General features: G+C 54.7%; 12 protein-coding genes and 2 pseudogenes. 12 read left to right on the top strand and 2 right to left on the bottom strand.

What is annotated here, in order from left to right:
- From COO59_RS11820 to ampH, 4 genes and pseudogenes are all read left to right on the top strand, one after another.
- The coding region (locus COO59_RS11820) for a DUF3289 family protein (protein ID WP_121494937.1) at window positions 1-536 on the top strand (536 nt) is incomplete at its 5' end.
- Entirely contained in the window at window positions 523-948 is a 426-nt protein-coding gene (locus COO59_RS21645; protein WP_103059998.1) for a DUF943 family protein, read from the top strand. The genes COO59_RS11820 and COO59_RS21645, both read left to right, overlap by 14 nt.
- Before the next feature lie 68 nt (window positions 949-1,016).
- A pseudogene (locus COO59_RS11830) lies at window positions 1,017-1,151 on the top strand (type VI secretion system tube protein Hcp); the annotation flags it as partial.
- A 231-nt stretch (window positions 1,152-1,382) separates the two neighbouring features.
- Complete coding sequence (ampH, locus tag COO59_RS11835) at window positions 1,383-2,564, top strand: D-alanyl-D-alanine-carboxypeptidase/endopeptidase AmpH (protein ID WP_409371627.1); 1,182 nt, start codon at window positions 1,383-1,385, stop codon at window positions 2,562-2,564.
- Window positions 2,565-2,593: 29 nt separating this feature from the next.
- Here ampH and COO59_RS11840 read toward each other — a convergent pair whose 3' ends face one another.
- A complete protein-coding gene (locus COO59_RS11840; RefSeq protein WP_103060001.1) occupies window positions 2,594-3,655 on the bottom strand; it encodes a DUF1176 domain-containing protein in 1,062 nt (353 codons plus the stop codon).
- Window positions 3,656-4,124: 469 nt separating this feature from the next.
- Between COO59_RS11840 and COO59_RS11845 the strand changes: the two genes are divergently transcribed.
- The 8 genes and pseudogenes from COO59_RS11845 (at window position 4,125) to COO59_RS11880 (ending at window position 12,064) form a co-directional block, all read left to right on the top strand.
- Window positions 4,125-4,955: a DeoR/GlpR family DNA-binding transcription regulator gene (locus tag COO59_RS11845; protein WP_103060002.1), complete on the top strand. Its 831-nt coding sequence runs from the start codon at window positions 4,125-4,127 to the stop codon at window positions 4,953-4,955.
- Window positions 4,956-4,975: 20 nt separating this feature from the next.
- A complete protein-coding gene (locus COO59_RS11850) occupies window positions 4,976-5,959 on the top strand; it encodes a substrate-binding domain-containing protein (protein ID WP_103060003.1) in 984 nt (327 codons plus the stop codon).
- A gap of 2 nt (window positions 5,960-5,961) precedes the next feature.
- Window positions 5,962-7,467, top strand: coding sequence for a sugar ABC transporter ATP-binding protein (locus COO59_RS11855; protein ID WP_103060004.1), 1,506 nt, complete (start codon window positions 5,962-5,964; stop codon window positions 7,465-7,467).
- Window positions 7,460-8,449 (top strand): ABC transporter permease, encoded by a 990-nt coding sequence (locus COO59_RS11860; protein WP_103060005.1) that lies wholly within the window; start codon window positions 7,460-7,462, stop codon window positions 8,447-8,449. The genes COO59_RS11855 and COO59_RS11860 overlap by 8 nt, the downstream gene beginning before the upstream one ends.
- A 19-nt stretch (window positions 8,450-8,468) precedes the next feature.
- Entirely contained in the window at window positions 8,469-9,518 is a 1,050-nt protein-coding gene (locus tag COO59_RS11865; protein WP_103060006.1) for an ABC transporter permease, read from the top strand.
- The gene (gene alsE / locus COO59_RS11870) at window positions 9,518-10,210 is read left to right on the top strand and encodes a D-allulose 6-phosphate 3-epimerase (RefSeq protein ID WP_103060007.1); all 693 of its coding nucleotides are present in this window, start codon (window positions 9,518-9,520) and stop codon (window positions 10,208-10,210) included. The genes COO59_RS11865 and alsE overlap by 1 nt, the downstream gene beginning before the upstream one ends.
- On the top strand, window positions 10,207-11,103 hold the full coding sequence (alsK, locus tag COO59_RS11875) for an allose kinase (protein ID WP_103060008.1): 897 nt from the start codon (window positions 10,207-10,209) through the stop codon (window positions 11,101-11,103). The genes alsE and alsK overlap by 4 nt, the downstream gene beginning before the upstream one ends.
- Window positions 11,100-12,064: pseudogene (locus COO59_RS11880) on the top strand (ribokinase). The gene alsK and the pseudogene COO59_RS11880 overlap by 4 nt, the downstream one beginning before the upstream one ends.
- Before the next feature lie 45 nt (window positions 12,065-12,109).
- Here the strand turns inward: COO59_RS11880 and nudK are convergent.
- Window positions 12,110-12,688 (bottom strand): GDP-mannose pyrophosphatase NudK, encoded by a 579-nt coding sequence (gene nudK / locus COO59_RS11885; protein WP_103060162.1) that lies wholly within the window; start codon window positions 12,686-12,688, stop codon window positions 12,110-12,112.
- Window positions 12,689-12,776 lie beyond the last annotated feature (88 nt).

Genomic DNA, 12,776 nt, shown 5'->3' on the forward strand with positions numbered 1-12,776 from the left:
GCAACTATAAAAGCCTGGCGAGAACCATGATTTCCCATATGCAGTATGGCAACGGCGCTGTTTTCAGCCATCCGCTGCTGGACCAGGCGATGGCGGAGCATAGCTCTATGCAAAACTCTCTTAATGCTATTTTAGTAACTATTCAAACCTATATTGACTGGGAAAGAAAAATTTTACCCGATCCTGCTATGCAAGATTTAACAGAATCGATAAAGGAAACTTATTTACCCAGATTCGACAAGTTTACAGACAGATTTAACGGTTTAGGTATCACGGTACATGACACCTGGGCAACCCATATTAGTCTGGAAAGCTTATTGATTAAAAAAGACTCTTTCACCGCAGTAATTAAATACCATATTCAGGATCACTTTGGGCTGGATGCAGAGGATATAACTAATAATTTTTATCGCCGGTTTCGTATTTTCAGGATATGGTTCTATCTTCAGCACATAAACAATCATGCTTTCAAACCATTCATTAGCGATATACTTTTAACAAAAAACATTAGTGTGGGCCGCTATGATAAAATATAAATTTTTAACTATAATAGTAACCCTGCTATTTTTGACATATCGAGTACTACTGCCTGTGGAAGTTGTTGGCATTCATAAACCAGGCAAAACCTCAACAGTTGTTATTGTAAAAAACTTTCCTATAACAAGGATTGGAAAAATATCCTGGTGGAAAAAAAATCATAATCAACTCAGTAAACAGTGTCCATTTATTATATCTCCAGAAAATCACAGAGTGGTATTCTTCGAGGCTGAATATAAAAAAGATTCCGGAACTGACCAGGATAGCGATTTGCTTTGCTTTGATGATATGCCCACCAAGGTTAACTGTATCTCCAAAGAAAACCGCCCGCTACTAATCAGGCACTACCCGGACGGGCATACCGAGTATGTAACCGAAAACTTTTTTCAGCGCTTCCTTCAATATTTTTAATGAGCATAAAAATAAGAGAGCTGCCGGACGCAGTTCGCCGTGGTTAATCAACGTAACAGGAGTTAAGGATGAGCATCGATCTTTTTTTAAAAATCGACGGTATAGAGGGAGAAGCAAAGGATGCAAACCATAAAGGATGGATTACGCTCTCCAGCTTTAGCTGGGGCACCAGTCAGCCGGGCAAGATGCAAACGGGCGGCGGCTTGCAAGCAAATCGCCGCTTCTCTCTTTTTTATGCAGGTATTCATCCACGGCGTCAGCACGACAGTTGATGTAGCGCCCCGGTTGCGAAACGGCAAGGGATTCCCGGCGAGAACCTAAACGGCCGGTGCCGCAACATCCTTATCGCATAGCAGATACGCAAAAAATTCTCTTATTCTCCCCTTTCCGTTGCCGATAAAGCGATTACTATAATTTACCTTTCGTTAAACCTGATGGATTTGTCTCCGTTGAAAACTCGCTTTTATCTGCTGGCTGCTCTTTTTGCCACGCTGCCGCTGCGCAGCCAGGCGCAGCCTTCGCCCGATCCGCTTCTGGCTTCACAAATTGTCGATCGTTATGCTGAGCATATTTTCTATGGCAGCGCCGCTACCGGTATGGCGCTGGTCGCCATTGACGGCAATCAACGCGTTTTTGCCAGCTTCGGCGAAACCCGCCCCGGCAACGGGACGCGCCCGCAAAAAGATTCGCTGATCCGTATTGCCTCGCTGAGCAAACTGATGACCAGCGAAGTGATGCTCAAAATGGCGGAACAGGGAGAGGTTAAACTTGACGATCCGCTGGCTAATTATGCGCCGCCCGGCTCGCGCGTACCCAACTATGCCGGGCAGCCGATACGCCTGATCCATCTTGCCACCCACACCAGCGGTCTGCCGCGTGAACAGCCCGGCGGTAAAGCGGGACGTCCGGTTTTTGTCTGGCCGACAAAAGCCGAACGCTGGGGCTGGCTGCAACAGGCACAGCTTAATACACCGCCTGGCGTACACGCCGCCTACTCTAACATCGCCTATGATTTACTGGCGGATGCGCTTTCCCGCGCGGCAGGCACGCCTTATCCGACGCTGTTTCGCCAGCTGATTACCCATCCGCTGGGCATGAAAGACACCACTTTCACCCCTTCGCCAGAGCAGTGCCAACGTCTGATGGTGCCGGAGCGCGGCGCCAGCCCCTGTATCAATACGCTGGCCGCCATCGGCAGCGGCGGCGTCTATTCAACGCCGGAAGATATGGGACGCTGGATGCAGCAGTTTTTGAACTCTGATATTAATACGCGCACGCCACAGATCGATCGCCTGCAAACGCTGATCTATCAGCGCAGACAGTTAACCAAAGTAGAAGGCATGGATGTGCCGGGTAAAGCGGAGGCGCTGGGCATGGGCTGGGTCTATATGGCACCGGCGCACGGCCATCCGGGCATTATGCAAAAAACCGGCGGCGGCGGCGGCTTTATTACCTATATGGCGATGATCCCGCGGTACAACGTTGGCGTATTTGTGGTGGTTACCCGCACCAGTCTGACGCGCTTTCGCGCCATGAGCGACGGGGTAAATGATTTACTGACCGAACTGGCAGGCAACCAACAAGGCTCGCCGATACTGGTACAGGAGATTCGTTAAGCCAACGCGGCGGATAATTACTGTGCCGCTCAGGGCGGCGACGGACGCTGGCTTACCCACAGGGTGGGCCAGTCGTCACTGCCGTGCCAGGCGTCACAGGTTCCCTCTTCGGCATACTCGGCCAGCGCGAACTCCTGGCCGTTAAACTGCCAGCGGGTGGCAATACCGCAATCGCCCAGACCACGACCTTTCGCATAGGTATAGAGCTGTGCATTGGCCGCATCATATTCCGCATTAATGATTTCCAGCTGCCTGTCGTTGCGCCCCGGCGACGCAAAAGGCAACGATAGCGTCAGGCGACGCGATTGCCAGGGTTGGCTGCGGGTGACTTCAAAGGCCAAATCGATCATGTTGTAAGCGCCCATTTCGCAGCTAACCAGCAGCAAAGCCTTGCTGTCGGTCAGCGGAGCCACGCTGACTTCGCGTCGCATCGGGTCCAGAGAGCACTCATCGGCATTAACGCGCCAGGTTCCGTAATCGATCAGGCCGGTGGTTTCTTCACGCGTTAAAGGCGCGGCGGGACGGCCAGGAAGACGCATTAACGGCGCTGCCGGTTCCGGCGGCACATCCCACACGCTGCGGCTGCCGCGCTTAACCCAGGCGCTCAGGCTGCCGACGCGCCCCTGAATATCATCCATCAGCAGCAGCGCCGCCTTAAGCCCATGTAATGAAATCGTGGACTGGGGCCGCCAGGTTATCTGGATATTGTCGGCATCAATGATTTGCGTTAGAAACTCATCGATGGCGATAGGATGGGCGGTAACCAGATGATGCGGCTCCACCGTCCAGTGCTTGAAATCGGGGCGCAGACGCTGCTGATCGAGCAGCAGGTTATCCTGTAACGCCGCGCCCTTGAGATCGCCGGTATAGCGGTTGCCATAATCAATGCGCAACAAAGGGCGATCGTTGACGCCAGCATAGCGGGAAAGGCTCATCACCAAACCATTATCGCCAGGAATATTCCGTGCCACACAATAATTAAGGTTATTACAGGTAATCTGCCAGTCGGTAAATATTTTCTGTAACGGCGCCGCCTGCACGCTGGCAATGAAAAGAAAAGGCAACCACAGCGATTTCATCCAGTAAGGCATTTAATAATCCAATCCCTAAATTAGTTCATTGATGATAGCGCAACGACAGCGGTTCACCATGCCTTTCTCTGGTCATAAAAGAAAACAGGCCTGAAACCGGGGAACAAACCAGGGTGATAACCTAACGGTACGATTTATCATCCTTTGCCGCTCTGTTTACCTCAATCAGATTTCTCGGACTCTGTAAGCGGATCGTTAAACGGTCATATCTGCATAAACGGTCATCATCGGTCACGTTATTTTGCCTGCGAAAAAACAGAGGGTATGGCATTAATAATCGCTGGCAGGCGAAACAGGCGGTTTATTTGTGATTCAAATCAAATAAAAATGATACCAATGGTTCCATTTGCAAATTAGTTAAGAAGCATCTCACTTATTTAGCCGTCGCGTTTTTATGCACCCTGGAGTTTTGTCCAGGGCACATTTTGCGATCCCGCTATCCCTTACTTTTATTACACCGGAGGTCATCATGTTACCGATTGAGCGTCAGCGGCAAATCATTGAGGAAATAAATCTGAATGGTCGGGTGCTGGTTGCCGAACTGGTTAAATTACTTCAGGTCTCGCAGGAGACTATTCGCCGCGACCTGGCGCTGCTGGAGAAAAAAGGGATTTTACAACGCAGCCACGGCGGTGCGGTTATTAACCGCCCCTCGCCAGGGAGTGATAATTATCGCCGTACCGCATTCAATGAATATGATGCAACCTTTCGCCAGCGGATGAATGAAAATGAGCAGCAGAAAATGCAGATAGCCAAGCGGGCATTAGATTTTATTTCCATTGGCGACTGTCTGTTATTGGACAGCAGTACCACCTGCTGGTTTCTGGCGCGACAGCTGCCTGATATTGAATTAACCGTATTAACCAACTCCCTGCGCACCATTCAGGCGCTGGCGGTGAAAAGCCATATTCGTACCATTTGCCTGGGAGGGGAATATTCCGATCGTTATGAAGCCTTTCACGGCATCGTCGCAGAATTACCGTTAAAGGAATTTCTGATTAATAAAATTTTCTTTTCCTGTAGCGGATTAGGCAGCGACGGTTATTTACGTGAGGGTAATGAAAACGGCGCGCATTTAAAACAGCAAATGCTGCTGGCCGCCGAAAGGAAATATTTGCTGATGGACGCCAGTAAATTTTCCCGGCCCTCTTTCGCCCGTATTTGTCATTACCGTGATGTGGATTTTCTGTTAACCGACAATTTGAAAGATAAGGCATTACAGCAGGAACTGGCCTGGAATGGCGTGAACGTTATCGACTGTTCACAGCGCGCTCAGGCCGTACAGCTAATCAATTACTGATGCAACCCTACGGAGTTACGATGAAAAAAACCTCTACCCTCTGTGCCCTGCTCGCGCTGCTTGCGGCCTCTCCCGCTTTTGCCGCAGACAAACTGCGTATGGGCATCGTCGTTAAAATCGGCGGCATTCCGTGGTTCAACGCAATGGAGGCGGGCATTAAAAGCGAGGCGGCCAAACGCGGGATCGACGCCTGGCAGGTTGGTCCTACCGCCGCCGATCCCGCCTTACAGGTGCGCGCCATTGAAGATCTTATCGCGCAGAAAGTCGATATTATTGGCGTCGTACCTAACGATCCGCAGGTGCTGGAGCCGGTGCTGAAACGGGCCCGCGATGCCGGAATTAAAGTGATTACCCACGAATCACCAGGGCAGAAATACGCCGACTGGGATTTCGAACTGATTGACGCCAATACCCACGGCGTTAACCACATGAAGGCATTGGCGCAGTGCATGCATGAAGAAGGCAAATATGCCATGTATGTCGGCAGCCTGACCGTGCCGCTGCATCAGCAGTGGACCGATGCCGCCCTGCACTATCAGCAGCAGCATTATCCAAAAATGCAGCTGGTGGCGGACAAATTCGGCGTCGGTGAATCGCTGGACGACTCTATCCGCACCACCAACGAGCTGATGTCTAAATACCCCGATCTGAAAGGCATCATGGCTTTTGGATCGCAGGGGCCCATCGGCGCTGGCCGCGCGGTGATGAACCGCAATAAAACCCGGCAGGTTTGCGTTATCGGCGCGTTCAGCCCAGGTCAGGGCGCGTCGCTGGTTAAGCGCGATGCGATCAAAGGCGGATTTATCTGGAATCCGATGACCGCCGGGGAAGTTTTCGTGCGCATCGCCGACATGATGCAGAAAAAAGAGCCGATTACCGACGGCATGACCATCGACGGGCTGGGAAAAGTGAAGGTAGATGAAGCCCAACACACCATCCTCGGCAATAACAGCGAAAGCCTGGATAAAGCTAACCTGCCGAAGCTGGTAAAAATGGGGCTGTAATCATGAAACAGCAGCAACCTCAGGCGCTGATTGCGCTGGAAAACCTGTCGAAAACGTTTGGCGGCAACCGCGCTCTGGACGCCGTTTCGCTCACCCTGATGCCGGGCGAAGTACACTGTCTGGCCGGCACCAACGGCTGTGGTAAAAGCACGTTGATTAAGGTGATTTCCGGCGTTTACGCGCCGGACAGCGGCGCGCAGATCCGGCTGCAGGACGGCAGCTGCTGGCCGCGCCTGACGCCAAAACAGGCGCGCGACTTCGGCATTCAGGTGATTTATCAGGACCTGTCGCTGTTTCCTAACCTCAGCGTGGCGGAGAACATCGCCTTTGAGCATAACCTGGACGGCCTGCTGAGCTGGTACAGCGCGCGTCGTTTGCGCGCCACCGCCGAGCGTATCGTTAACGAGCTGGGATTTACCCTGCAGCTGGATGAGAAAGTGGCGGCGCTCTCTATCGCCCAACGGCAGCAGGTCGCAATCTGCCGTGCGCTGGTGGCGGAGGCGAAGCTGGTGATTATGGATGAGCCGACCGCCTCGCTGACGCGCACCGAGGTCAACCAGCTGCTGCGCACCGTACGTTATCTGAAAGAGAAAAATATCTGCGTGGTGTTTGTCAGCCATCGGCTGGATGAGGTGCTGGAAATTTCCGATCGCGTGACGGTCATTCGCGACGGCAGCAAAATGGGCAGCTGGCCCGCCGATGAAATGGACAGCCATCGGCTGACCGAACTGATGACCGGACAAAAGCTGAATTATCAGCTTAAAGCGCCCACGGCTCGCTACCAGCGCACCCTGCTGGAAGTGGAGAATCTGACGCGGGCTGGCCAGTATCACAACATCAACTTTCGTCTGCATGAAGGCGAAGTGCTGGGGCTGTGCGGCCTGCTGGGTTCGGGCCGCACTGAGCTGGCGCTGTCGCTGTTTGGCATGACGCGGCCTGACAGCGGCAAAATCTGGCTCGACAGTAAGCCGGTGCGTTTTCGCAACCATGAAGATGCGATTAAAGCGGGGATTGGCTATGTCTCTGAAGATCGCCTGACGCTGGGGCTGGTGCAGCAGCAGTCGGTGGCGGACAACATGGTGCTGTCGATCCTCGACCGGCTACAGAACCGCTTCCATCTGATTGATGAATACCGCAAAAACAAACTGATCCTGCAGTGGATCCAACAGCTGGGGGTGCGCGTCGCCGATCCCGATCAGGCGATCTCCACCCTTTCCGGCGGCAACCAGCAAAAGATTGTGCTGGCGAAGTGGGTTCTGACGCAGCCGCGCATTTTGATCCTTGATTCGCCGACCGTGGGCGTCGATGTGGGCGCGAAAGCCAGCATTTATCAACTGATTCATCAGCTGGCGCAGGAAGGACTGGCCATCATCCTGATTTCCGATGAGGTGCCGGAGGTATGGTACAACTGCGATCGTATTCTTCACTTTCGCGACGGCTCTATCCACGCTGAATATCAGCCGGGCAATGTGGCGCAACAGCAGCTGCAGGAGGTGATCAATGCCTGATTTATCCTGTTTTAAACCGCAAAGCAGTCAGGGCTGGCTCGCCTGGGTGCTGCTGGCTTTTATACTTTTCTTCTCGCTGGCCAGCGATCAATTCCTTAGCGTCCAGAACCTGCTCGACCTGGCGGAGAGCTATGCCGTAACCGGTATTTTTGCGCTTGGGCTGTTTGTGGTGCTGGTGACCGGCGGCATTGATATTTCCTTCGCCGCCGTCGCCTCGGTGGTGCAATACCTGATCGCCAGCCTGTTTATTCACTTTCAGTTCGATAGCGCACTGCTGAGCATCGGCCTCGCCATTCTGTGCGGCACGCTGTTCGGCATGATTAATGCGCTGCTGATTACCTCGCTGCGCGTCGTCTCCATCATTATCACCATCAGTATGCAATCGCTGCTGTTTGGCCTGCTGATGTGGCTGACCGGCGGGCGCAGCCTGTATGACCTGCCGGAATGGTGGATTACGCTACGGCAGGTGCTGCCCTTTACGCTGAACGGGCAGAGCTATCAGATTGGATTGCCGCTGGTGATAATGCTGGCTATCGCCGTCATCAGCGGGCTTCTGCTGAATAAAACCCACCTTGGACGCCAGCTGTATGCCGTCGGCGGCGATGCGGAATCGGCGCGGCGCGTGGGCATTCGCGTCACGTCAATTACCCTGTTCGCCTACGGCTGGCTGGGCGCTATGGCGGCCATTGGCGGGCTGGTGCAGGTGTATCGCATGGGCGAAGTGGTACCGAATGCGCTGGTCGGCGGCGAGCTGGACGTACTGGCGGCAACGGTACTGGGCGGCGCCAGCCTGATGGGCGGAAAAGGTACGGTCACCGGCACCCTGATGGGCGTATTCCTGATCGCCATCCTGAAGAACGGCCTCAATCTGATCGGCGTATCCAACTACTTCATGAACATCGTGGTGGGCGGCGTCATCATGATTGCCATCGCCGTAACCCATTACAAAAAACGCAAAGAAACCGATGTCAGCTTCGTCTGATCGGGCGGGAGAAAAAATCATGAAACGACGCCATTGCTGGCTGCCTGACGGTACCAATAGCGGCCTGATATTGCTTATCGCACTGGCGCTGGCGCTGTTTGCCGTGCTGCTGCCGGGGCGCTTTTTTACCGGCTCGACTTTTCTGAGTATGGCTTTTCAACTGCCGGAACTCGGTCTGCTGACGCTGGCGATGTTTATCGCCATTCTCAGCGGTGGCCTTAACCTGGCGATTATCGCCACCGCCAATCTCACCAGCCTGTTTATCGCCTGGCTGCTGCTGCATTTCCTGCCGGTCGCCGCTGGCCCGGCGATGCAGCTGCTGTGGCTGGGCCTCGGTCTGGTCGGCGCCTTACTGATCGCCACGCTTATCGGCGTGATTACCGGTCTGATGGTAACGCGCATTGGCGCGCATCCGATTCTGGTCACGCTGGCCACCATGATGACGCTGAACGGCATCGGCATCTGGCTGACCAAAGGCGCGGCGGTCAGCGGTATGCCGACGGTGGTGCGGGCGCTGGGCGCCGATACGCTGCTTGGCGTTCCGCTGCCGCTGTGGCTGTTTCTGGTCGCCGCCGCGCTGCTGGCGCTGTTTTTGGGTAAAACCCGCACCGGAAAATGCATCTATATGGGCGGCAGCAATATTAACGCCACCTGGTTTAGCGGCGTCAATACGCATCGCATGCTGATCGTGGTGTATGTCATCTCCAGCTGGCTGTGCGTGCTCGCCGGACTGGTGATGATGGCGCGCTTTAACTCAGCGCGAATGGGTTATGGCGATGCTTATCTGCTGCTGACGGTACTGGCGATCATTCTTGGCGGCGCCGATCCCAACGGCGGCTTTGGTCGCGTTACCGGCGTGGTGCTGTCGCTGATAGCGCTGCAGATCCTCTCTACCGGCTTCAATCTGATGAATATCAGTCAGCACTTCAGTCTCGCAATGTGGGGCGTGGTGCTGATTCTGGTGCTGGCAATCAAACATGGCAAAGGCCGCTTTCACGCTCATCTGGCGCTGCGTCGCAGTCAGCTACGCAGCCGCCTGCCCCACTTAACTGAAAAAAAGGAAGTGTAATGTCTATCCAAATCTCTCCTTCGCTGATGTGTATGAACCTGATGGAAATCAAGCAGCAGTTATCGGTGCTGAATTCGCGGGCGGATTTTCTGCATGTGGACATCATGGATGGCCACTACGTGAAAAACATTACGCTGTCGCCCTTTTTTATCGAGCAGATCCGCCCGCATACGCCGGTGGCGATTGATGTGCATCTGATGGTGGAAACGCCGACCGATTTTATTGCGGCAGTGGCGCAGGCGGGCGCTGATTTTATCTGTCCGCATGCGGAAACCATCAACCGCGACGCCTTTCGCGTCATTAACCAGATCCGCGCGCTGGGTAAAAAGCCGGGCGTGGTGCTCAATCCCGCCACGCCGGTTTCCTGGATCCATCATTATCTTCATCTGCTGGATAAAATCACCGTAATGACCGTCGATCCCGGCTATGCCGGCCAGCCTTTTATCCCGGAGATGGTTAACAAAATTGCCGAACTGAAGGCGCTGAAAATGCAGCACGGCTATCGCTACCTGATTGAAATTGACGGTTCCTGTAATCAGAAAACCTACGGTACGCTGCTGGAGGCTGGCGCGGAGGTATTGATTGTCGGTACGTCCGGGCTGTTTAACCTGCATGACAGGCTTGAAATCGCCTGGGATAAGATGATGAGCAATATTACTCAGGCGCAAAGCCTGCTGCAGGAGTCAGCATGACGGCAAGCTGGCTTGGCATCGATATTGGCGGCACCAGCACCCGGCTGCTGTTAATGGATGCACAGCATCAATGGCACGGCTTTCGCAAAGTGGCGACCGCCAGCTGGGCGCAGCAGCCGCAGGCGCTGGATGCGCTGACCGCGCTGATTAACGCCACGCTGGAGCAGCAAAGCGTCAGCGGCGTGATGCTCGGCCTGCCGGGTATTCTCAGTCGCGATCGCCAGCAGGTGATTTCACTACCGTTTATCCAGGCGCTGGATCATCAGCCGGTGGCGGCATTGCTGGCGCAGCGGCTGCGCGTGCCGGTGGCGATGGATAAAGATGTTAATCACCTGATGCTGTGGGATCTGCTACAGCTGGAGACGCTGCCCAACAACGCCATCGGACTTTATCTGGGCACCGGCATGGGCAACAGCCTGTGGCTGAACGGCAGTTTTTACCACGGCGAACACGGCGGCGCGGGCGAAATCGGCCATATGCCGTGGCGTGATAACGCTCTGCCCTGTCCGTGCGGCAATCAGGGCTGCGTTGAAACCTTAACCTCCGGCAGCTGGCTGGCGCACTGGGCCGCCCAAAACCAGCCGGATACGCCGCTGGCACAGCTGTTTACCCGACATGGCGGCCACCCGGATATGCTGACGTTTATTCACCGACTGGGACAAACCATCGCCGGTGAAATGAACATTCTCGACCCGGAATATTTAATTTTAGGCGGCGGCGTGCTGGCGATGGCCGATTTTCCTCTCGCGGTGCTGCGGGAAGTTATTTTCAGCCATCTGCGCCCGCCGGTCACGCGGCAGGGTTTGAAGGTGGTTTTCAGCAGCGTGACCGATCAAACCGGCTGCCGTGGCGCCTGTCTGGCCGCCGAGCGCCATTTCAGGAGATCTGAATGAAGGGTAAAGTATGTGTTTTCGGCTCGTTTAATCTGGATATTGTTGCCGGGATGAACCGTTTTCCCCTGCCGGGAGAATCATTAATCGCGCGTCACAGCATGATGGGCCCAGGCGGTAAAGGCGCGAATCAGGCCACCGCCGCGCTTCGGGCCGGAGCACGCGTTCACTATATTGGCAAAATAGGCCAGGATGACTTCGGCCAGTTTGCCCGACGCCATCTGGAAAAACCGGTTTTGATGCCATTACGCTGTTCACCTGCAAAGAGAAGCCCACCGGCAACGCGCTGATTTACGTCGCCGGCAAAGATGCGGAAAATATGATTTCCGTTTATCCGGGAGCCAATCTGACCGTAACCGCAGCGGAAGTCACACGCTGCCAGCCGACCGTTGCGGCAGCCGATATTTTACTGATGCAGCTGGAAAATAACCTGAGCGCCATTCAGCGCATGGTTGATATTGCCCGCGCGGCGGGCACTTTTGTCATTATCAATCCCGCGCCGTGGCAGAAAGTCAGCGCTGCGCTGCTGCGCAAGGTTGACCTGCTAACGCCAAACAGCACGGAAGCCACGCTGCTGAGCGGCGTCACGGTCAGCACCTTTAACGATGCGATGCAGGCCGCTGCCGTGCTGCATGGCAAAGGGGTGCGTCAGCTTATTATTACGCTGGGAATGCAGGGTGCGCTGCTCTCTGACGGCGAGGCGATGTATCGTATTCCGCTGTTTCCGGCTCAGCCCACTGACAGCACCGGCGCGGGCGATGCGTTCAACGGCGCGCTTGCTGCGCGGCTGGCGGCTGGCGAGCCGCTGAAGCAGGCGGCGCTGTTTGCCTCCGCCTATGCTTCGCTATGCGTTGAACAGCCAGGCGCGGCAAATTCAATGCCGCTGTATGCCGATGCGCTGGCCCGGCTGCAGGCGCATCCGACCCTGCAGGTAGAACGTATCGATCGGCAAAATGCCGCGTAGCCAGAGCAAAAACGCTGAAGCTTACCGACGGTAAACTTCAGCGGTTCAGGCGTGCAGCCAGCCGGCCTGCTGCGCATACTGCAGTAGCATAATTGTTTTGCCATCGCGGATTTTACCGCTTTTGACCATCGCCAGCGCCTGCGGGAAAGGCAGCTCCAGCACTTCAATCGACTCATCTTCCACGCCGCCGCCCGCGTTATCCCGCTGTGACTCATCATACTCGGCGGCAAAAAAATGGAGCAGCTCCGTCACGCCGCCGGGCGACATATAGGCTTCAAACAGTTTTTCCACCTTGCCGACGGCGTAGCCGGTCTCTTCAATCGCCTCTTTGCGAATGCAGTCTTCCGGCGAGTCATCGTCAAGCAGCCCGGCGCAGGTTTCGATCAGCATACCGCTCTCATTGCCGTTAACCCAGGTTGCCATACGAAACTGGCGGATCAGGACCACGCTGTTCTTTTCGCGGTTATAAAGCAGGATGGTGGCGCCGTTGCCACGATCGTATACCTCGCGCTTGTGACGCAGCGTTTCACCGCTGCTGGTGGTGAGTTCATAGGTATAGTTACGCAAGACGAACCAGTTTTCTGACAGCAGCTTATCTTTGATCAGCTTAATATGGGCGGGCATAGCGGCTCCGAAAATAAACGGGGAGACTGCAATCATAGAACTGCCGGAACGAGAAAACTATCCGAATTGCGCCGGGAAGGATAGGGAA

It is taken from the genome of Mixta theicola (assembly GCF_002895925.1).
Taxonomy (GTDB): domain Bacteria; phylum Pseudomonadota; class Gammaproteobacteria; order Enterobacterales; family Enterobacteriaceae; genus Mixta; species Mixta theicola.

Bases quoted from the DNA above. Each gene is read 5' to 3' on its own strand.
- COO59_RS21645 (WP_103059998.1), top strand. From the start codon at position 523: ATGATAAAATATAAATTTTTAACTATAATAGTAACCCTGCTATTTTTG.
- COO59_RS11865 (WP_103060006.1), top strand. From the start codon at position 8,469: ATGAAACGACGCCATTGCTGGCTGCCTGACGGTACCAATAGCGGCCTG.
- COO59_RS11855 (WP_103060004.1), top strand. From the start codon at position 5,962: ATGAAACAGCAGCAACCTCAGGCGCTGATTGCGCTGGAAAACCTGTCG.
- COO59_RS11860 (WP_103060005.1), top strand. From the start codon at position 7,460: ATGCCTGATTTATCCTGTTTTAAACCGCAAAGCAGTCAGGGCTGGCTC.
- ampH (WP_409371627.1), top strand. From the start codon at position 1,383: ATGGATTTGTCTCCGTTGAAAACTCGCTTTTATCTGCTGGCTGCTCTT.
- COO59_RS11850 (WP_103060003.1), top strand. From the start codon at position 4,976: ATGAAAAAAACCTCTACCCTCTGTGCCCTGCTCGCGCTGCTTGCGGCC.
- COO59_RS11845 (WP_103060002.1), top strand. From the start codon at position 4,125: ATGTTACCGATTGAGCGTCAGCGGCAAATCATTGAGGAAATAAATCTG.
- alsK (WP_103060008.1), top strand. From the start codon at position 10,207: ATGACGGCAAGCTGGCTTGGCATCGATATTGGCGGCACCAGCACCCGG.
- COO59_RS11840 (WP_103060001.1), bottom strand. From the start codon at position 3,655: ATGCCTTACTGGATGAAATCGCTGTGGTTGCCTTTTCTTTTCATTGCC.
- alsE (WP_103060007.1), top strand. From the start codon at position 9,518: ATGTCTATCCAAATCTCTCCTTCGCTGATGTGTATGAACCTGATGGAA.
- nudK (WP_103060162.1), bottom strand. From the start codon at position 12,688: ATGCCCGCCCATATTAAGCTGATCAAAGATAAGCTGCTGTCAGAAAAC.